The sequence below is a fragment of the Dyadobacter diqingensis genome, assembly GCF_024220585.1.
In the GTDB taxonomy this organism is placed as follows: domain Bacteria; phylum Bacteroidota; class Bacteroidia; order Cytophagales; family Spirosomataceae; genus Dyadobacter; species Dyadobacter diqingensis.
Genome location: NZ_JAMXKF010000014.1, coordinates 41,188 through 60,795 on the forward strand (window position 1 = coordinate 41,188; position 19,608 = coordinate 60,795).

The following is a 19,608-nucleotide window of genomic DNA, read 5'->3' on the forward strand; positions in this document are numbered from 1 at the left end:
GTAACTTATTGCATAGGCGAAATGGGTTTAGAGTATAAAAATTATCTTGGGACATCACATCCTTTTCCGGTCAGCGTAACCGAATCTCCCGTCAGTTGATATTTTGCATCCATACTTTCACAAAGGATCTCTAGTTGTGTAAAAAGCGTATTTTCCTGAGACAAATCTGCGGTGATAATGCAATTTCTGAGTGGATCATTCCCTATATTAATCTGCACTCCATAAGCTTGTTCCAAAATTTTAACAATATCCGGGAGCGGTTTTTCAGAGTAATTAAAGTTTGCCGTGGTCACCTCGGCCACCTTGCTTTTTAGAATTTTGGGTTTCTCGACAATGCCGGTAATCAGCTGTTCATCCTCTGGATAAAATGTAACCGTTTTGTTCTGAGTAAGGATCACTTTTTTATTCACTTTTTCGCCAAATACTTCACTATTATGCTCCTGCACTTCTACAACACCGGTTATTACGGCAACCTCAATACTGTTTTTCAGCTTGTTCTCACGGATTGTAAAGCTTGTTCCCAGAACCTTGGTTACGATGTTATTGGCATGAACATAAAAAGGACGGGTTGTATCATGCGCGATTTCGAAAAAAACGTCCCCTTTTAGATACACTCTTCTTTCATTTCCTGCAAAAACCTTCGGATAGTACAATGTAGCTCCCGGATCTAATGTCGCATGGCTTCCATCCGGAAGATTTAATATTTTAGATGCAGATGTTTCGTTGGTAAAACTGTTCATTTTTTCAACAACCTCATTCTGAATACCTGCAATTATTGGTGTGTCGTCAAAAGCGTAATGGTACCCGATAAATCCGGCTACAAAAAGTAAACAGCCTGCTGCCAGTCTGATATAAAAATTACGTTTCCAAAAACTTAGCGCTATAATTTTCCCCTGAGCCGACTCCTGAGTGATTCCGTTACTAATTGCCGCCCACATCATCTTGTCAGCCCGCTGCTCATCGAGCTTATTTTGCTTTGCATCAGTATGGTCAATAGAGTTGTACCATAAATCCATAATTTTCTTCTCATCAGCGGTTACCTTCTTTTTCTGATAACGATCCAGCAGTTTCAAAAAAGCTTTAATGTTCATCATGTATTTGTTAGAGGTATAGAAATTTTCTCACTTTAGCGAGGTACGACTTGGTTTTGTTAACCAAGCGTAATAGAAAAATCCCTGCCTTTATATATTAAGTAGAGGCCAACAGATTTTACCGCAAATCATTTTATAAATTATTAGAAAATTTATAAAAAATTAACCGTTTTAAGGATAAATTATTGGATTTGTTATTGTCCTGATTAGTCTCAGAAATGAGTTGCTATAAACAGAAGAAGGAGGATCAGATAATCTTTAAGGCTGACACGCAAAGCCTTAAGACCTTGTGTTATATGGTATTCAACAGTACGCAATGGTACACTAAGAAGCTGGGAAATTTCATCGGCAGACTTACATTCAATTCTATTCAACTCAAAGATGGTTTTGGTTTTTTTCGGTAGCTTTTCAATACATAACGAGATGGATTGAGACAGCTCTTTGTATGCTAACTCCTCCTCTGTTTCCCGCGACTCATCAAGAGACCCTAGTTGTACAGATTCTGCATAACGCTTCCGTTGTAATTCTTTTTTGTAAAAATCGAGAACCTTATACTTAACTGCACCGTAAAGATATCTTTCCATATCATCTATCATAACCTGTTCCCGGCGAAGCCATAGATCAAGGAAAATTTCCTGAACAATTTCCATGGCATTTTCTTCTGATTGCACCTTACTGATGGCATACCGATACAATTTTAACCTGAATTGATGGTAAATTTGCTCAAATCCAGCTTTGTCACCTGCTCTTAAAAGTTGCAGTTGTTTAGCCTCATCTGTTAAAATTCCTTCCATTATAAATCAGTGTCTGAGCGCAGGTTTGGAGAAAAACAAATATCTGCTTTTTTTTTAAATATTTACACGAATGTTACCATTCTTACAAATATCTGGTTTAGATCACGTACGATTTATGTCTGACCAAGTGGTATACGTACATCTCAAAGAGAGAAGCCAGAATTTGCATGAACTGAGCATCTGGCCAATATTTCTAGGCAGAACAATCGAACGATAAAAATAGTTGGAACTATTTAGTGCAGGACTTAGCGTTAGCAATTATTCAGGATGCCTTTCAGATCAGCATTAGAATTACAACTATAAAGAGGACAAAATATCAAGCTTCAATTTTCCGTTGAATCAAAAATCTTCAAATTCTTTGGAAAAAAAATATCCTGAGGCAGAATACCCTGTCTTCAATTTGTCAACACAGCGCCAGAACTTGGGTAGCGTTAATGTCCTAACAGGCATTGATTCAGATAAGAAACTCTCCAAAACAAACCTAGAGAAATCCTATCAGCTCCACAAGTCTTAGATTTTATACCCAATTTTCAGAATGATCTCCAATTTTTGCATACTTCGGGATAGCCTTTAAAGAAAAAAATGCCTATAAATCAATGATTTACAGAACTTTCTTACCTTAAACTTCTAAATGGGAGGGAGACGGATTTTGAACCCAGTACACCTAAATATTTCAATTAAACCTATTCATTTTCTATATACAGTAATTTGTTTTGTCGTACCGCTAAGCTGTAATTTTAACAATATGAATTTGAAGTTTTTTTCAAAAAAATCAATGGAAAATCGTCATGTTCGAAAGTACACTTTAACTACCGGTTTATTTCTTGGCAGACATTGATAGACAAAATCTATAAAGTTGGGGTAAGCAACCATTAGCATGATGTCGAGCAGTTTTGTATTTTTATCAACTTGCACTTCAGGCCAATTATTTCAAGATGAACTTCTAAAAAGTGGTATAGAATTAAAAATGTAAGGGGATTACGAAGTTATTGGCAATGAATCACGTAAAGTGCTGCTCAATAAAGAGGGGAAAGGTAAATGAATATCAGCCCAATATTTAGGCTCTGAATTTATAACTAACGGTGTATCCAGGAAAATAAAATGCACAGGTTGAGCAGGATCGTTAAGCTACTGCAAAATCCAAAATTGTTTATGAAACAACCGCAGCAAAGAGTTTTATACATCATAAAGGCAGTGCCACTGAATTTTCGAAATACCTGAAAAGTCTACAACCTGATGATATTGAATAAATTAGCAAAATACTTAGGCAGGAACAAGGGAAAATTGGGGTCGAGTATATCCTACATCGGCTGCAAGCCGATATTGGTAAAAGTGAATTGCAGTTAGCAGGTGACCGGGATAAACTCCGGAGAGAAGGGTATGATGTAGGAAGAAAACCTGGAAATAATTTAAAGATGTAGAGAATGCTTAGTTAACAGCAATCTATAAATACAATTTATGAGATTTTTACTTTTATTGACAGCTCTTTGTATCCTATCGTGCGAACAGCGGCAGAAAAAGATGAAGGAATTCCCTTTGCTAATAGAGATGTTTAGCCCCAAATCAAATCTCTCACTTGATTTGAATAAGGGGAAGTTTTCTCTAGAAAAAAATGAGTTTATTGGAAATGATGTGATTTTGTCAGATAAAATTACTACCGGTTCGTATTCGATAAAAAACGATATTGTCATTTTAAAAGGCGTTAATGGCAAAAAATACACTCTAAAAATTGAAAGCGAAGAAATACTTCAACCAATTGATTTTGACACATTAAAGAAATCGCATAAATTTTTAGCTTGGATAACCCGTTACGCCAACGGACAACCTAAACAGTCCGGTGGGTGGACTGAAAACAATGAAAAAGAAGGTGTGTGGACTTTCAGTGACGAAAAAGGGGAAATTAAAAATCAAAAACTATATGAGAAAGGGAAACTCGTTAATGACAATTTCAAATTTGACATTGATAAATAACTTTCGTTAACATGAGTTTGTACATTGGATAGTTGAAGGACAGCGATATTATTAGCAACGCATTTGAAAAATACAACATGCTGCACTTGCTTACAGAGCAATTAACCAGGACAAAACCGAGAAATCCTTTCTCTTGTTTTTATAACTCATTTATGTTAAGTGATTATTACGGGAACAAGCGGGGAACAGACCGTTGGTAAAAGTTCTTGATATAGTACAAGGAGAGCTTACTATTTATGAGTTCCGAGCCGTCAGCAGATATAAAAAGCACAGATTACTTTATGAGTAGTACCTTTAATCAAGATAAGGCGAATCCTAAAATGTAGTAAAATACCTTAATATTTACCTTAATCAGTAAGTGCCTAGGATCTTTGCTTATCAGATAGTAAACGTGAGGTATCCATGCAGCTGGATTTAGCCATTCCCTTGCTTATCATGATAAAACCGTTCAATAATGATGCCATTTTCTTCCTAGGTCTTTCCGTGGGAATGGGCATCTTCCACTGCTTACTATATTTCACAGTTGGCGCGGACCTGCTGACACAGGACTCGTTTGCCAATTTCTTTTTGCTAGCTAATGTAATTTCTTCCTTTGCTAGCGCATTTATATTGCGGTCTTACTATGACCAGCATTTTAAGATAGCTTTTGTAACGGGTTTGATCGCTTTTTTTACCACCTTGTTACGTGTGGTGTTGGTTTATTGTATACTGGTTCCGCTTACAAAGGCGTTTCAACGCTACTATCCCCTGATTTTAATATTTGATCTTGCTGCCACTCTTTTAGCTGCCGGAAGCCTGGTGCTTTCACGCGCGGGGAAAAATGGATGGTTAAAGACCGCCGGCGTATCAAGCTTCCTGATAGCGTGCATTACCTTGACCTTACTAATCTGGTCGATGCAGGTGCATGGCGGTCGGAGTACACCATCGCTCGAGAGGTGGCAACTATGCCTGTCTTTTGTCGCCAGTTTACAGCCGTTGCTTTTCATTGGCTACTTTCGGCAGCTTCCTGCGGTCCAATCAAAATCCTCAGATTCGTCCCAGTCTTCACAGCAAACAACCCTGCTCATCACAGCCCGGCTACTTGGCGTAACCATGTTCCTATTCCTAGGTATAAGCCTGATGGGCGAAGGAATGAGGGCTATTCGTCCGCAGCCGGAGGCTATTGCACAAGCTCAATTTTTTAAGGCCCGGACTTTTAAGGGCCAGCATGGCGACACGCTCTCCTATCGGCTGCTGATGCCAGAGGGTTATGATCCTGACCAACGCTATCCACTGGTGGTTAGCCTACATGGTGGAGCGGGTTATGGGACAGACAATGTCCGGCAACTGGCTAGTTGGGAAATCCAACAACTGACCGAGCCCAAAAGTCGAAAAAAATACCCAGCCTTTATCCTTGCCCCTCAGATCTTCCATGGAACCAGCTGGGGCGGATTGCCGCACCTGGTTACCCGCGACACTATTGTTTTTGACTTGCTGCGCGCCCTGAAAGCAGAATTTAGTATTGATCCTAACCGCGTCTACGTGGTTGGTCATTCGCTTGGCGGATATGGAACCTGGCACTTCATTGGAACACGTCCTGGTGTGTTTGCTGCTGCTATTCCATTAAGTGGAGCCGGTGACCCATCCTTGGCTAAAAACATGGTGGATGTCTCTGTCTGGGCATTCCATGGAGAAACAGACAGGAACGTATTAGTTGACGGATCAAGGAAAGTTATCAAAGCAATGCAACAAGCAGGAGGGCATCCACGATACACAGAGTTTGCAGACGTTGGACACTATCTTAACCCAAGCTTAAATACCACACCTGGAATATTAGATTGGCTGTTTGCTCAGAAACGAGTGAGCCCACCGTAACGAGTTGATATGAATAAAGTTTTAGTTATGTTGGTCTTACAAAACGTCCATTTTCTGAGACCAGTGCCGACCGTGATCTGACTGCCTAAAAATGGCTCAAAAAGTGTATCAATTCGTCGTCTCACAAATCAAAGTATCATTTTGATAGCTGCCGTGAGTTAGTGAGAAACAGGGTTTACTTTCCCATTTGTTTTAGATCTGTTGCGTACCAGGTGATGCGATTCTTTTCCTTTTAACTCTAACCTTCCATGGCAGCCTTACCGACCCCAAACCGCAATATTTTACCTAGTCCCGGATTTCTTTTCCCTTCAATTGCCAGTGATAAAGCAGCTTGTTCGAAGCTTTCATTCCGATCGCTTGTGCGTAATGGATAATGTTTGATTACAACAGTTCAACGTCTCATAAAACGACCTAGCTATTTAGGAGTGCTTGGTACAAAGTAACCTGTATTGCCGGTATTAACAGTACTGTGTTAGCGTTCTTGTTACGCACGGGCTATAAAACAGGATTTGAGTAAAATTACGTTTTAACCACTGCTTAAACGAACCTATCATTGCAAAATATCTCTGTTAAACCAGTGTAAAATAATTCTAAAATTCACAATTCTAACGAGGGGAACATAAGTGAAACTCCAAACTTATTCGCTACGTAAGCTCTCGACGGGATTCATCAGCGCTGCTTTGACACTTTGAAAACTTACGGTTACCAAGGCAATTCCTATTGCCAGCACACCAGCAACCAAAAATGTCCATAACTTGATGTCTGTTTTATACGCGAAGTCCTGTAACCACCAGGCCATAGCGCACCAAGCAAGGGGCGAAGCTAATAGAATAGCCAGACCCACCGGCCTGAGAAAATCCCTTGACAGTAGCATAACGACGCTGCCAACGCTGGCTCCCAACACTTTTCGAATACCAATTTCCTTTGTGCGATTTTTAGCCGTGAACATCGCCAAACCCAAAAGACCTAAACAGGCAATACTAATTGCTACTAGCGCGAAGCAACTAAACAGATCGACTACTCGTTCATCCGATTCGTACTGTTGCTGAAAATGATCATCCAAGAAAAAAAATTCAAACGCATTGCCCGGAAATACTTCCTGGTAGTCTTTTTGAAGCATCGCTACTGATTGCCCCGGATGACCGCTTCGTAATGCAATCGTCAAAAAGCTACTATTCCAGGGTATATGCTGAAAAATAATAGGACGATTTGCCGTTTTTAGGGATTGCTGATGGAAGTCATTGACGACGCCGACAATCTTCTTAGGTATCACGTTGCCAATTTCTTGATTAATTGCCTGTTCAGCGGATGCAAAGCCAAAAGCCTTTAAGGCACTTTTGTTAACAATAACCGATTCGTTATCAAGCACCAAATCCTTACTAAAATTTCGTCCCGCCAACAGCTTAATGTTATACGTCGGTATAAAATCTTCATCGACAGCCAACATACTGCACAGTTTAAAATCGGCGGCAGCCTGATGAAATCGTTGCCATTCTACAGTCCAGAAAATTTCCTGCCCCGGAACTTCGGAGGAAGCGGTTACTTGGCGGACACCGGTATGCGATAACATCCGATCCTTAAAAAAGCGAATATCATTGGTAAAGCTGTCTGTTCGTAATATTTTGGGGGCTTTAACTATAAGCTGCTGGTTGATGTTCATCCCCAAATCCTGTTGCTGCATGAAAGTAAGCTGCTGATTAATGACAAGTGTGGCAATAATTAGGAAAATCGAAGCTGTAAACTGAAACACTACTAAGGATTTACGGAACGATTCGCCACCAGTTTGCTTTGGCAAATGCCCCTTTAAAATTGTAATCGGTTTAAACGAGGAAAGGACAAAAGCAGGGTAAAATGCGGAAAGAAAAAACCCGAGAAAAATCACAGTCAAGGATACGATCCAAAATAAGGGATTCAGAAGCATAGAAAAGCCATTGGTAGTCCGAATCCAATCAGAAAAGATCATCAGCGCGAGTAAAAAAAGACAAATTCCGATGAAGACCGATAACAAGTTAAAACCTAGAGACTCAACAAAAAATTGCTGAATCAATTGTCGTTTTTCACAGCCCAGTGCTTTACGGAGACCTACCTCCTTAGCTCGTTCAATACCTCTGGCCGTAGATAGGTTTATATAATTTAGCCAGCCTATGGCTAAAATCAGAAAAGCAACCAGAATAAGCATATAAACGACGCCAATTTTTCCGTTCGGTTCTATTTCTGATGCTGTTTGAGAGTAAAGGTGAATGGAACGCAGAGGCTGTAAAACGAACGTTTGCCTGACCTTATACTTCCTTAGTTGTTTACCGATATGCTTTTCGATTACACCAGACAGCCTACTCTCTAATGCTTTTGGTAAGGTACCTGGTTTAAGTAGAAGATAGGTATAGAAATTGGTCCAGTACCAGCCTCCAATGGCAAATTGCTGATTTTTAAGCAGATTCTGGATGGCAAAAACAAAATCGAAATGGATATGACTGTTCCTTGGAATATCAGCAAACACCCCTTCCACGATGTAGTCACCTCCCTGCCAATCTGAACTTAACGAAAGCGTTTTGCCAATCGGATTTTGCCGACCAAAATACTTCTGGGCTATCGTTTTTGAAATTACAACGGACTCTGGCCGACGTAGTACCTGATTGGCAGAACCTTGTAACAACGGGAATGAAAATACATCAAATAAAGAAGAGTCGGCATAAAATGCGTTTTTCTCGTGATGGCTGATCAATTCTCCCGATGGTTTCCGGTAACTGATCATACCATCTGCCCGGTGCAGTCGAACAAAATTCTCAACCTCAGGAAAGGCTTCTTTTATTGCCGGAGCTTCTGCGTGGTAGCTGACTGTACTGCTGTTAGTCAGAATGCCCTGTTTATAATCATCGAGTCGAATACGATAAATGTTATCTGCACTGGTATGGAATTCATCGTAGCTAAACTCAGAGAATACGTATTGAGTAATCAAGAGAAAGGCAGCTATACTAGCAGCCAACCCAAAAATCATAATAAACGATATTGCCTTATTCTTCAACATACTACGCCAGGCAACTTTAATGTAATTTTGTATCATAGCAACGTGAATTTAATCAGACAATAAGCTTGTGTTCTTTCTAAATCACAAAAACTTAAATATATAACTTATTAATTAGTTATTAAACTAATTAATAAGTTATATTGATGTTATTCTATCTTTACCAAATTAAAAATTTACATTTTTTACTTTTACAAATCAGTACTTCAACCTCCAAAGACATCTTGTGCATCGTCCTAAAAAAAACCTTGCAGTAGTTTAAAATTACGGCTCATATATCAACGAAGATGACTCCCACCAGCTGTTAAACCCTATCCCCGAAGAAGCTCAAATTAAAAGGGAATTATAATGCCTTTTTTATAGAAATTTCATGAATTGTAAGAACTTATTCTCCATTTCGGAATTTTACTGCCGTTTTCCTTGTATAACTATTAATATAAAGTGTATTTTATCTAAAACGGCAGTTTAATTCCCATTTAGTTATGGATATAGAAACGCAGCAAAAAGAGAATATTGGAAGGATTATTCAAAAAAGACGTAAATCCAGGCATATCATCCAGGGAGACCTGGCGGATATTGCCGGAATTTCGCCCAGAACCCTGCGAAACATAGAAAAAGGCCTGGCCAATCCTGAACTTGAAACCCTCATGCGCATTTGTAATGTTCTTGGAATGGTCATTAAATTAGAAATAGTTAAGTGATGGGAAGAAAGGCCGAAATCTACAACAACGGAATACTGGCAGGCACTCTTGAGAGAACCGATTCTCAGCAATATGTTTTTACATATGACAACGCCTACTTCGAGGATTCCAACCAATTCGCTATAAGTCTATCGCTACCAAAAACACATCAGCAATATTATTCTGATATTCTCTTTCCTTTCTTCTACGGATTGCTTTCAGAAGGGGTCAACAAACAGACTCAATGCCGCTTACTACGTATCGATGAAAATGACCATTTCGGTCTTTTATTAGCAACAGCAAAATCAGATACAATAGGATCAATAATAGTTAACGAAATTTTATCATGAATTGCTCTGGATGTTTTAAAGAGGTAGCAGTTGATGGGTACTGTAAAAAGTGCCTTAAGGAATTATTTGACGGCGAGAAGGTGAGTCACATTTTACCGTTCCAATCCCCTTACACGGAAGATTCAGACCTTTTCAACGATTTGACAAAAAAAATGTCGATATCAGGAGTTCAGGTGAAATACTCACTGAAACTGGCAAAAAGCCAACTGGCTCTCACGGACACAGGGGGTCAATTTTTACTGAAGCCTATTCCCATAGGTCAGTTTAAAAATCTGGATCAAGCCCCTGCCAATGAGCATTTGACGATGCAACTAGCAAGGCAACTTTTCAGGATCGCAGTCCCGCCCAATGCGATTATTTATTTCAAGGATCGAACACCAGCTTATCTGGTAAAAAGATTTGACGTTAAGCAGGACGGCAGCAAGTTCCAACAAGAAGACTTCGCACAAATCGCCCAAGTTACAGAGATTACACATGGAAGAAATTTCAAATATGATCTTTCCTATGAAGAAATAGGCGCATTAATGAAAATCCATGTTTCATTATATCCGGTAGAAATTGAAAAATTCTTCCGATTGATACTGTTCAACTATATCTTTTCAAACGGCGATGCACACGTCAAGAATTTTTCTGTTATTCAAATTGAAACAGGTGACTACGTTTTAACACCGGCCTACGATTTGCTTTGCACCCGCATACATTCGCCCAGTGAGTCAGACATGGCGCTCATGCTTTTGAAAGATCGCTTTTCGGACGCCTATGATGCCCAAGGCTTTTATACTTACGATGACTTTTTACAGTTTGGGAAGGTCTTAGGAATCAAGGAGAGCCGGATTATTAAAATTATTTCGGAGTTTAACGGAAAAGAAGAAAAAATCGATTTCCTAATTGATAGTTCTTATTTAAACGAACCAATAAAGGCTGAATACAAATCATACTATAAAGACAAAATTAAACGAATTAATATGGAATGGCCGCGGAAATCATGATATGGTAAAACCCGCGTATGGGAAAATAGGATTGGAAGCCACGTGTAAATATATCCTGCCAGTATTGAGATAGCTATCTCAATTTGATACATTGCGCAACTCAAATCCTGACACAGTTCATCGAACACTCCCAATCCTTCTACCAGAGACAATTAAAAGTTAGGCTTAAAAGGCGATCCCTTAAATCATAGTGCAATTAAAGTGTGTCACAATCATGCAAACCGTACCATAAAGTGTGATAGCCAACAATAGATCTGACAGTTGAGTTTTTTTAGGGATTACTCAAAAACTGAATTTGAGAAGGGGCCAGAGGATTCTCAGCCCCTTTTTCATTGACGTCGTTTATGAGTTTTTGTCTTTACCGTTTATATTATGTAATCAATCTGAATCTATATCTGAAACATCGGACATAATAAATTGAAATTAGGTTTAATAATTCCTATTAAGCACACCAATAATTAACTTCTTAACCGTCTCCATTTCCTCAGGTTTATTTGCAGCAGCAAAAAGGGTCAAACTTGCAAGCACTTCATTGCTTATGACCAAGGCTCCGGATTTTGTTTTCAAAATATTGTTGCTTTCTAAAAAAAGTAAAAAGCAGGCAGTAGCGATTCAATTATTCCCATCAACAAAGGAATGGTTTTTGATAATCAAATAGATTTTGATTGATACTGTTATCCGAGACAATAAAGCTCAACAGGCTTATCTGGGGTGATCAAGTGATTCTGTTTCAAAAAAATTGAATGATATCATAGTTCGCAATCGTCTCTGCCAACTCGACAGGACTGATCCCAGAATTATTTTTGTTACCAATGTCAGCTCCAAATTCTAGTAATAACTTGATAATGTCGCCTTTACCTTTAGATTCAAAGACAGCTCGCAACAAAGGAGTATTTCCATAGTCATCCTTAATTTCTAGATCAACACCACTTTGTAGCAGCAAATGAGTCGCTGGCACATTGTACCGCTGAACCGCGTGATGCAGAGTAGTGCACCCTAGCTTATCTTGCTGATTGATATCTGCTCCCGCTAGTATCAATTTATTTAATAAATCAGTCTTTTCTAAGAGAAGGCTGTAAAATAGCGGAGAGCGCCCATCCCTATCCAAGCTGTTCAAATGCAATATAGCAGCATTTTGGTCTCCGTCTAACAGCGACTGAATTACTTCGGGAGACATTCTTAATGGTTTATTTTTTTTCATGTTGACGACTTCTATTGTGTGCTTCAATTGCCTGGGCTCCATAGTACCCTGCCGTTCTTCCTGCATTGTAAGCTCCCGGATACCCTGGACTTGCCATAATTGGACTGGCGGCACCGACAATATCCTCTGTAAGTGCATTTGCAACACCGATAAAGAAATCTCCTAAACCCTTACAGCATTCGGGGAATTTTGCATCGGGATCTGAGAACCATATCGGGTTATTTAACGAGAATGATACGAAGAAAAATTGTCTTATCCTTCGGTCTCCGGATTCACCACCATGAACCTGCCAATCGTCGGGTCATAAAACCTGGCTTGAAGATCTATCCAGTTGGTTTCCGCTTGACGTTCCTTACCTAAGAAAGTGTACTTATTTGTTCCCGCCGTTCTGGGTATCGCTCACCCGAAGGGATAGTAATTTCAATGAATTTTTCGACGTTCCCCAAGTTTCTTAACCTAGTTCTGATCTGGAACTCGACAAGCCGAACCTGGACCGGATGCAGGAGGTTTCTAAAATGCCCGATGCTGACCGTAAACAGATTTTTATGGTCATCGATGCGCTGATACGTGATTTTAATGCCAAAAGGCATTATTCTGTAAACAGGCTCCGGAACCGGAGCCTGTTTTGTTAGTTTAATAACTTTCTTGATTATAAAGCATCAATGCCAATAATAGGCTCTCTACTACGTAGGCTTTCGATTAAAGCATCTGTAACCTTATTAAGATCTATTACTAAAAGTCTCTCAATTAATTGACATTGACGCCGCTTTTCCCTGATCATAAGAGGATCAGCAGCGATTCGGGCTTCAATATTTGGATCACTGCTATTAAAATCATCACGGATCTGAACATACATATCAACTGTATCTCTCGCATAAGTAGCCACTTCAACGATACAATCTAAATTTGATTCAGTGATAAATCTTAAAGTACTCAAAACAGCAGTACAAGCATCCAACGCATAGGAACTTGTAATTTCAGGAAAATCTTCTGTATCGGGTGTTATTAAATCAACCGAGTCAATCCATACCTGAATATCATTCGAAGTATATAAGTCGCCATTAATAAGATATTGATAGATGGTATCAATTGCCTCTCTGAGTGTCTCAGGATCACCCCAACCAGTTGTTTCTTGAAAATGAACGTAGTTAGGATAAAGATGATCACAAGTCAATGCAGCAAAAAATAGTTTTGCCTTATCTGATAGCCTGCCCAAGTCTTTTTTTATTTCTAATGGGTATTTATCCATTTTTACTCCTTAAAATTATTATTCTTTTTTAGATTTTAGAAGACTTGCCGGTGCTACATCTGTACTCTGAAGAGCCAATGCGCAACTTGCGCATATTGGCCTACTTGCACCAACACTTTGAATACTAACTCCATTGTTTTGACCGTAGTTCATTATGGTGACTTCGACAGTCCTTTTGCTTCTACTTCCCCGATTGTAACATAGCCCTCTGAGCAGGTCGTAACCTGTTTGACAATTTTTATAAGGAGGAACAACCTGATAAGTAGATTGGTCTTACTGGGTATCTGTGACGGGGTCGATTGTTACCCAACAAACCTTCTCAAAAGCGATCAACCTCATATTACTCCGCCTTACTCTTCCGATTCTCCAAGCTAGAAGCTAGCGTTATTTTAATATGACAGATCCACACCTTTAACTAGTTGATTTCTTTTACAAAGAGAATTTGTCTCAGTTTTTTTTTATTCTATTATAATCGGGGTTTGATTTTGCATACTCCACCTCAACACTATCACCCACGGCGTATTTGCTATTCTCCGTATTGCCCTTATAGATTTTACCGTCAACACGAAATTCATAGGAATAGTAAAAAGTCTGATTCACAGGACTGTGTCCAGTAAATTTTTTTTCGTCAATGACAACACCCTTTATTGTTTGGCTATCTGATGATAACTTATGACTTGCCACGCCACTTCTAATTAGAAAATATATTGGATAGCCGATTAGCAAAAAAATTAATGCCAGACCGAAATAAAATTTTATCGGAGCTTTTTTCTCTTTACTCGTTTGTTCTCTTCTTGATTTCATCTATTGTTGGGGCGGTTATAGCTTTTGTTGCATTTTCGGCATAATTACCAAATTTTTCAGGTACCACTGTAACTAAATTTTTTGCTGTTTGTTTAATTTGCTTTCCTGTGATTTGCTCTCCTTTATCTCTAAGTGCGTTTTTAACGCCTTTTGCTAATATATTCCCGTTTTCACCTGCAAGTGTTTTAGCAACATTACTTGCCAGACCTTTGGCCGATTTATTTATTATTCCTCCCGTAGTTAGATCAGAAATTGCATCTATTGAAGCGTTTTTCACCACATTCGATGCCCTTGTCTCCAATTTCCCACTTACAGAACCTTCTCCATCTACGCTGACTTCAGCAACATTGTTTGCAAGCGTCACGGCCGTTTTTACCAACAATTTTCGTCCCACACTTGCTCCTTGAGTTACGGCTCCCTCCACAAAAGCCAGTCCAACAGAAGATAAGTTAAGTTAATGTTTTGGTAAATGAATCGGACGTTAACCTACCGCTATTGAATGCATTGGTTGCTACTTGGGTACCATATTCCACTGCTGCCCCAACAAGTCCTCCAAATAAACAACTAGGACAATCTCCGTTGGGGTCACTCCGCAAGATAGGATTATTCCAGCCATACTGATAGGTAGAGTAGTTTTCCTGATCGGCAGTGACCGGATCGACTTGCGTGAATCTACCAATAGTTGGATCATAAAACCGCTTCATTAGATCCATGTATCCCGTTTCTAGTTGCTTTTCACGGCCTAAGAAAGTGTAACGGTTGCTTCCGGATGTTCTGGTTATTTCCAATCCAAAGGCATCGTAATTTCAGTGGATTTTTCATCATATTCCAGGTTTTCAACCTAGCTCTGATCTGGAACTCGACAAGCCAACCCTGGACCGGATGTAGCAGATCTCAAAATACCTGAATGCTGACCGAATACAAAATCTGTATAGTCATCGACGCGCTGATCCGCGATTTTAATACCAGAAGGCAGTATGTTGTGAGGTTTTCGACGGCTGCTCTTGCACGTGTCAGTGTATGGATGTTGACATTTTTGTAATAGGTCCCCCCGCTTTCAGTATCAACTTAACCCAGCAGTCCTGTGCTTGCTGATAAGCGACTTACCTCGTAGTAGATCAGAAACGCATACATTGACGCGTTTAAAACGCCGAACCAAGCTAATCCTGATTACCAATCAGGGTTAGCTTGGTTAAAAAGTATACCTTAAGAATTCAGTTCAAGATACTGTTTACCTAACCCGGTAATATCGATCCTATCTATTTCACCAGGTATTTTCTCAATGGAAATTAATTTCTGGTTCTCCATATATTGAATTGTGTCTTCCAGATTTTCGAGAACAGCTACATATTGCGAATCACCTGAATATTTTCGATGAATTTTATACCAGTTACTATGCCCGGTAATTTTATTTAAATAGCTAAGAATTACATTGGTCTTATTCATATAGATAATTTAAAAATATGATCCTGAATCCTTTACGGCATCTGGATGATAAAGTTAAAATTTTGCTGCTTGGTCATATGGAATCCCATAGTCTAATAATGTCGCCGCGTGTTGAGATGAATAAAAATCATATGAATCCACGTCATTCAATTTGTACAGGATATGTAATATTTGCTTTTCGGTTTAATATAATAACAGAACAGGCCCCGGTTCAAGAGCCTGTGTGTTTAATCATATTCTCGAATATACTTATCCTCTTTGGTAAGACAAAAACGATCAGGATCTAATTTGGAATCTAATTGGCGTTCCATCCGATAAGTTGTGGATCTGCTTTGCCAGTTCCGAATTATAAGAGAGGTTCTTTACGATCCCTAGTGCAGACAGATTTTCTATTTGGTATTCTCCACCAACTACAAAGGGCTTCTTTGGGCAAAGTCTATCGTCTATACTCAAATAACCGTTTTCACTTTCCCAGGCTGCCAATAAACTTTCACCTGTTAGATAATCTCCATCTTCATGCAATAATTGGAGCCAATCATAAAAACTGTTACCATTGGCTTCAAAATCACCTGTCTCAATATTGAATAGAACTACAAGATTATCTAGGAATCCAAATTGATTACCAAATAGGTCTTGCCCGAAGAAAAAGGCATTTTTAGTCAGATCTCCAAATTCGTCCTTTATAATCTTATTTAACTGGACAATATCATGCTCCGTGTCACGGGCTACATATGAGTACATGTGCAAAGATTTACCGTAAAAGAAACCTCCATTTGACGCTTTAATAAACTCAATATAAAGCGAATCGTAATCATATATGACGAATTCTTGGGTAAAATGTGGTGCAACTTCTATGTCGCACTTTTTGCTTAAAATACTCTGTATCATGGATTCTCATTTATTGGAAGTACTCTTACTCTTGTGCCGTCAGGCAATTTTCTTATTTGCTGTCCAATACTAGCACCGGCACCCCTATTGTCCGATGATGGGATATGCCTAACACTAGATGAGCCACCTGTATTAATCACTGCCGGGGGAACTTCGTCTCTATCCATACCACTTTGCGTATTTGTCCCCTTAAGGTTCTCCCGTCTTCTTGCACTTGCCCCAGCTCTATCAATAACACCTTCACTACTCGTGCCGTTTTGGATCGCCTCGGAGAGGTGTTTTGCCGATTCTGGATGCTTACTCCCATCTACAAATATATCTACTATCGCCTTAACTGCCGGAATTTCCGCAATACTTTCTCCTATTTTCTTTAAAGTGCTACCAGCTACTAATGGTAGTAGAGCACCGCCAGCTGCCATAACTTTATCCGTTGTGGTTGCTTTTGTCCCATCCAGATTAACAGCATTCCCGTGACGGGTAATTGTAGTAGCTAATACTGCCGCATCGTTTGCATCCGTATAGCTTAAAGCCTTACCCAATCCTTGTTCGATATTTCTCCCCAATTCCCGTGTGTTAGACTTAACAGCTTCCCATTGAGATTTTGCTGCGGTTAGCAACATTGAACCGGGACCACCGCAACACGCAAATCTTCCATCCGGATCAGAGAAACGTATTGGGTTATTGAACGAGTAATGATACGGAGAAAAAGTGTCTTGTCCTTCGGTTTCAGGATCAACCACCATGAACCTGCCAATCGTCGGGTCATAAAACCTGGCTTGAAGATCTATCCAATTGGTCTCCGCTTGACGCTCCTTACCTAAGAAAGTGTACTTATTTGTTCCCGCTGCCCTAGGAATCGCCAACCCAAAAGGAAAATAATCCGTCTCTTGTAAAAGCGTTCCTGTCTCGTTTACTACTTGTCGGGTATTGCCAAGGTGATCTTTCAGATAATATTCAAAGGAATAATCAGTGGTACTAGCACCGTTGTTGGTGATTGTGATCTGGCCCTCTTCCGTTCCAATACGGGTAAGGTAATTACTGCTATTATATTCGAAGATACCGGCATATTTGATGTTATCCGTTCCACGCTGCATCCGTAGCTTCGAACCGGTTGCATCATAGTGATACTGCATGGTGAGGCCATTGATAGCCACTTCCCTGGGCAGGTTCAGCATATTGTACCGGATGCCACCATCCGCGATACCCCGGTTTTTATCCTGAACCGTGTTGCCGTTGCCGTCATACTTGTAATCCTCAGAGTCAGCCGAAGAACCATTGTTAAAACCTTCTGTCGAGCCGGCATCGGTCACCTTGGTCAGGCGGTTACCATTATCGTATATATAGGTAAGGTCATCCCAGGTAGCTGCACTCTTTTTTCGCTGCAACGCCTTGATATTCCCATTAAGGTCATAGGCCGAAATTGTTTCACTGTATTCGTAGTTAGACCCTTCACCCTTTGTCAGACGATTGGCTTTGTCATAGGTAAATTTGTATCCGGCCCAGGCGCTGCCCTGCCTCCAGAGCATCTCGCCGATGTTGCCATTGTATTGAGGGGTGGTCGCGTTTGCATATTTAAGTTCAACGCCAAAGTTATCTCCAGCACTTGTCTTACCAACTGTTTTGCTCATCCAGCCCCTAGGGACATAGTTGTAGTCCAGTTGCTCCCGGAAATTACTGGCATCCGTTGAATTCAGAAATTTCTTTTTCAACTGCCCGAGTGCATCGTAACGGTTGGCAGCCACCACAATGTTCTTCCTCTCAGTGGTACCGCTTTTGACAATATAACGGGTACTGAGCAGCCGGTCGGCGTGATCGTATGTATACTGCTTCTCAACCGTGTTATCTCCGGTGCTTACCTTTTGCTTGACAAGTTCCTTCTCCACACGACCGTCGAAACGGAGCTGCCTCACCACATGTTCATAGTTGCCACCGCCAAGATCAAATAGGCTTCTGATCGTTTCTATTACGTTGAAGAGATCATCATAATACGTCGTAGTATAAAGCCATCCGGTACTCGCATCGCTATAACTGCCATCCGGATTCAATATGCGTGTGGCGGTTACGGTTACCTTCCCCTTTACATTGGACCTGGAAGTTGTTGGATAACCGTTGCCGTAATTGTTTACAAATGCCTGCGTTCCCCCAAAAGGAGGCGAATAATTGTCGTAATGTGTTTTCACCAGCGGCCGATACTCAGTACCAGATTTTTCGCCTGTTTCAATCACGCGGTCCAGTTCATCATACTTAAAATAGGTGATTTTACCATTGCCGTCTGTACTTTCGGTTAACCGGTCACGGCTGTCATAGATCATCGTGGTCGTCCCTCCTCCGGGCACATATTTACTGCTTATCAGCCCGCGATCATTATACATATACTTAAATGCATATTTGCCGACGCTGGCCTCCCTTTGATACTCGGGCTGCAGGACAAATCTGAGCCGGGAAAGATCATCATAGACATAATACGTGTTCAGCCAGGTATCCTGTGCAGCCTGCACTGCTTTCAGCACCAATCTGCCATCCTTGTCTTTAAATTCTCTGAATATGTTCCCATTTTCATCGGCAGTGCTTGTTTTCGATAACTGACCTGCTCCATAGAAGGCATTATCATCCATCAGGTTATTGTCTGCTGAGACCTTATACAATCTGACTTCATTGGCATTGCCTCCATACTCGAGAGTAACGGAACGATCTGAACCAACAGCAAACTGTTTGCTCACGCGGTTCAAAGGGGAAGGCTCGTACTCAGTCAAGGCATAACCCCGGTTATTTTGTTCATTGAAGTTTGCGGCATTGTTATAATACGCCACCGACTTCGTAGCCGCGTCGCCGGCATATTTTCCGTTGCCGGCGGCAGGGTTGGACACATATTCTGCCGGATAGGGTGCATATACTTTCGACACCCGGCCCACCGCATCGTATTCGGTGTGACTCACCAGGTCGGAAGGACGTGTGCCCGAAAGCAACGGGCTCGCCTGGGCTGAGACACTCTGCAAGGGACGCCCCAGGCCGTCCAGATAAGCAACCTCCTGGGTTGCATCTTTGATATTACCGCTGACGGTAGTGCGCGCACCTTTGTAGGTACGGGCCAACACAAAGTTCTTATCCGTGCTCTGCCCGAAAAGGCCTTGTGAATAAAGAACTGCCGCGAAAAGCAGGTAGCGAAAATAGGAAACCGATGTCATCATTACTTTTGAAAAGTGATATTTTTGAATAAAAAAATGCCTCTAACCAACGCGTTCGTTACTTCCAATCAATCCAAGTCTCCT

At 40.5% G+C, this 19,608-nt stretch carries 16 protein-coding genes and 2 pseudogenes; 6 read left to right on the forward strand and 12 right to left on the reverse strand.

The genetic code is table 11. The features are described 5' to 3' along the window. Nucleotides 1-41: 41 nt before the first annotated feature. Together M1L62_RS27425 and M1L62_RS27430 are read right to left on the reverse strand one after the other, a co-directional pair. Complete coding sequence (locus M1L62_RS27425; RefSeq protein WP_254562844.1) at nucleotides 42-1,094, reverse strand: FecR family protein; 1,053 nt, start codon at nucleotides 1,092-1,094, stop codon at nucleotides 42-44. Between the two features lie 209 nt (nucleotides 1,095-1,303). Beyond that, nucleotides 1,304-1,885, reverse strand: coding sequence for an RNA polymerase sigma-70 factor (locus tag M1L62_RS27430; RefSeq protein WP_254562845.1), 582 nt, complete (start codon nucleotides 1,883-1,885; stop codon nucleotides 1,304-1,306). A gap of 1,458 nt (nucleotides 1,886-3,343) precedes the next feature. Here M1L62_RS27430 and M1L62_RS27435 point away from each other — a divergent pair. The 3 genes from M1L62_RS27435 (at nucleotide 3,344) to M1L62_RS29780 (ending at nucleotide 6,402) form a co-directional block, all read left to right on the forward strand. Next, nucleotides 3,344-3,856 (forward strand): toxin-antitoxin system YwqK family antitoxin, encoded by a 513-nt coding sequence (locus tag M1L62_RS27435; protein ID WP_254562846.1) that lies wholly within the window; start codon nucleotides 3,344-3,346, stop codon nucleotides 3,854-3,856. A gap of 402 nt (nucleotides 3,857-4,258) precedes the next feature. Beyond that, nucleotides 4,259-5,710 (forward strand): carboxylesterase family protein, encoded by a 1,452-nt coding sequence (locus tag M1L62_RS27440; RefSeq protein WP_254562847.1) that lies wholly within the window; start codon nucleotides 4,259-4,261, stop codon nucleotides 5,708-5,710. A gap of 623 nt (nucleotides 5,711-6,333) precedes the next feature. Beyond that, nucleotides 6,334-6,402: a YSIRK-type signal peptide-containing protein gene (locus M1L62_RS29780; protein WP_374760327.1), complete on the forward strand. Its 69-nt coding sequence runs from the start codon at nucleotides 6,334-6,336 to the stop codon at nucleotides 6,400-6,402. On the opposite strand, the pseudogene M1L62_RS27445 reads toward M1L62_RS29780, so the two are convergent. Then, nucleotides 6,384-8,771: pseudogene (locus tag M1L62_RS27445) on the reverse strand (ABC transporter permease); the annotation flags it as partial. The gene M1L62_RS29780 and the pseudogene M1L62_RS27445 sit on opposite strands and share 19 nt — an antisense overlap. Before the next feature lie 443 nt (nucleotides 8,772-9,214). Here M1L62_RS27445 and M1L62_RS27450 point away from each other — a divergent pair. From M1L62_RS27450 to M1L62_RS27460, 3 genes are read left to right on the forward strand one after another with little or no spacing between them, the layout of a single operon-like run. Further along, the gene (locus M1L62_RS27450) at nucleotides 9,215-9,433 is read left to right on the forward strand and encodes a helix-turn-helix domain-containing protein (RefSeq protein ID WP_254562849.1); all 219 of its coding nucleotides are present in this window, start codon (nucleotides 9,215-9,217) and stop codon (nucleotides 9,431-9,433) included. Beyond that, entirely contained in the window at nucleotides 9,433-9,762 is a 330-nt protein-coding gene (locus tag M1L62_RS27455; RefSeq protein WP_254562850.1) for a HipA N-terminal domain-containing protein, read from the forward strand. Before M1L62_RS27450 ends, M1L62_RS27455 begins: the two co-directional genes overlap by 1 nt. Further along, nucleotides 9,759-10,751 (forward strand): type II toxin-antitoxin system HipA family toxin, encoded by a 993-nt coding sequence (locus tag M1L62_RS27460; protein WP_254562851.1) that lies wholly within the window; start codon nucleotides 9,759-9,761, stop codon nucleotides 10,749-10,751. Before M1L62_RS27455 ends, M1L62_RS27460 begins: the two co-directional genes overlap by 4 nt. Nucleotides 10,752-11,481: 730 nt before the next feature. Here M1L62_RS27460 and M1L62_RS27465 read toward each other — a convergent pair. The 9 genes and pseudogenes from M1L62_RS27465 to M1L62_RS27495 all read right to left on the reverse strand — a co-directional run bounded on the left by M1L62_RS27465 (nucleotide 11,482) and on the right by M1L62_RS27495 (nucleotide 19,527). Beyond that, entirely contained in the window at nucleotides 11,482-11,952 is a 471-nt protein-coding gene (locus M1L62_RS27465; RefSeq protein WP_254562852.1) for an ankyrin repeat domain-containing protein, read from the reverse strand. Nucleotides 11,953-12,204: 252 nt separating this feature from the next. Continuing rightward, a complete protein-coding gene (locus M1L62_RS29785) occupies nucleotides 12,205-12,348 on the reverse strand; it encodes an RHS repeat-associated core domain-containing protein (protein WP_374760328.1) in 144 nt (47 codons plus the stop codon). A gap of 253 nt (nucleotides 12,349-12,601) precedes the next feature. Beyond that, complete coding sequence (locus tag M1L62_RS27470) at nucleotides 12,602-13,201, reverse strand: DUF416 family protein (RefSeq protein ID WP_254562853.1); 600 nt, start codon at nucleotides 13,199-13,201, stop codon at nucleotides 12,602-12,604. 447 nt (nucleotides 13,202-13,648) lie between these two features. Then, complete coding sequence (locus tag M1L62_RS27475) at nucleotides 13,649-14,005, reverse strand: DUF3592 domain-containing protein (RefSeq protein ID WP_254562854.1); 357 nt, start codon at nucleotides 14,003-14,005, stop codon at nucleotides 13,649-13,651. Beyond that, a complete protein-coding gene (locus M1L62_RS27480) occupies nucleotides 13,977-14,369 on the reverse strand; it encodes a hypothetical protein (RefSeq protein WP_254562855.1) in 393 nt (130 codons plus the stop codon). The genes M1L62_RS27475 and M1L62_RS27480 overlap by 29 nt, the downstream gene beginning before the upstream one ends. Before the next feature lie 85 nt (nucleotides 14,370-14,454). Beyond that, nucleotides 14,455-14,796, reverse strand: a pseudogene (locus M1L62_RS29790) (RHS repeat-associated core domain-containing protein); the annotation flags it as partial. 415 nt (nucleotides 14,797-15,211) lie between these two features. Further along, nucleotides 15,212-15,451 carry a hypothetical protein gene (locus M1L62_RS27485; protein WP_254562856.1) on the reverse strand — a complete coding sequence of 80 codons (240 nt, stop codon included), beginning with the start codon at nucleotides 15,449-15,451 and terminating at the stop codon, nucleotides 15,212-15,214. Between the two features lie 276 nt (nucleotides 15,452-15,727). Beyond that, nucleotides 15,728-16,339 carry an SMI1/KNR4 family protein gene (locus tag M1L62_RS27490; RefSeq protein WP_254562857.1) on the reverse strand — a complete coding sequence of 204 codons (612 nt, stop codon included), beginning with the start codon at nucleotides 16,337-16,339 and terminating at the stop codon, nucleotides 15,728-15,730. Further along, nucleotides 16,336-19,527, reverse strand: a complete 3,192-nt coding sequence (locus M1L62_RS27495; protein WP_254562858.1) for a DUF6443 domain-containing protein — start codon at nucleotides 19,525-19,527, stop codon at nucleotides 16,336-16,338. The genes M1L62_RS27490 and M1L62_RS27495 overlap by 4 nt, the downstream gene beginning before the upstream one ends. Nucleotides 19,528-19,608 lie beyond the last annotated feature (81 nt).

Excerpts from the sequence above, each read along its gene's own strand:
- M1L62_RS27495 (WP_254562858.1), bottom strand. The coding sequence starts at position 19,527 with ATGATGACATCGGTTTCCTATTTTCGCTACCTGCTTTTCGCGGCAGTT.
- M1L62_RS27490 (WP_254562857.1), bottom strand. The coding sequence starts at position 16,339 with ATGATACAGAGTATTTTAAGCAAAAAGTGCGACATAGAAGTTGCACCA.
- M1L62_RS27430 (WP_254562845.1), bottom strand. The coding sequence starts at position 1,885 with ATGGAAGGAATTTTAACAGATGAGGCTAAACAACTGCAACTTTTAAGA.
- M1L62_RS27435 (WP_254562846.1), top strand. The coding sequence starts at position 3,344 with ATGAGATTTTTACTTTTATTGACAGCTCTTTGTATCCTATCGTGCGAA.
- M1L62_RS27485 (WP_254562856.1), bottom strand. The coding sequence starts at position 15,451 with ATGAATAAGACCAATGTAATTCTTAGCTATTTAAATAAAATTACCGGG.
- M1L62_RS27460 (WP_254562851.1), top strand. The coding sequence starts at position 9,759 with ATGAATTGCTCTGGATGTTTTAAAGAGGTAGCAGTTGATGGGTACTGT.
- M1L62_RS27465 (WP_254562852.1), bottom strand. The coding sequence starts at position 11,952 with ATGAAAAAAAATAAACCATTAAGAATGTCTCCCGAAGTAATTCAGTCG.
- M1L62_RS27440 (WP_254562847.1), top strand. The coding sequence starts at position 4,259 with ATGCAGCTGGATTTAGCCATTCCCTTGCTTATCATGATAAAACCGTTC.
- M1L62_RS27450 (WP_254562849.1), top strand. The coding sequence starts at position 9,215 with ATGGATATAGAAACGCAGCAAAAAGAGAATATTGGAAGGATTATTCAA.
- M1L62_RS27455 (WP_254562850.1), top strand. The coding sequence starts at position 9,433 with ATGGGAAGAAAGGCCGAAATCTACAACAACGGAATACTGGCAGGCACT.
- M1L62_RS27425 (WP_254562844.1), bottom strand. The coding sequence starts at position 1,094 with ATGATGAACATTAAAGCTTTTTTGAAACTGCTGGATCGTTATCAGAAA.
- M1L62_RS27470 (WP_254562853.1), bottom strand. The coding sequence starts at position 13,201 with ATGGATAAATACCCATTAGAAATAAAAAAAGACTTGGGCAGGCTATCA.
- M1L62_RS27475 (WP_254562854.1), bottom strand. The coding sequence starts at position 14,005 with ATGAAATCAAGAAGAGAACAAACGAGTAAAGAGAAAAAAGCTCCGATA.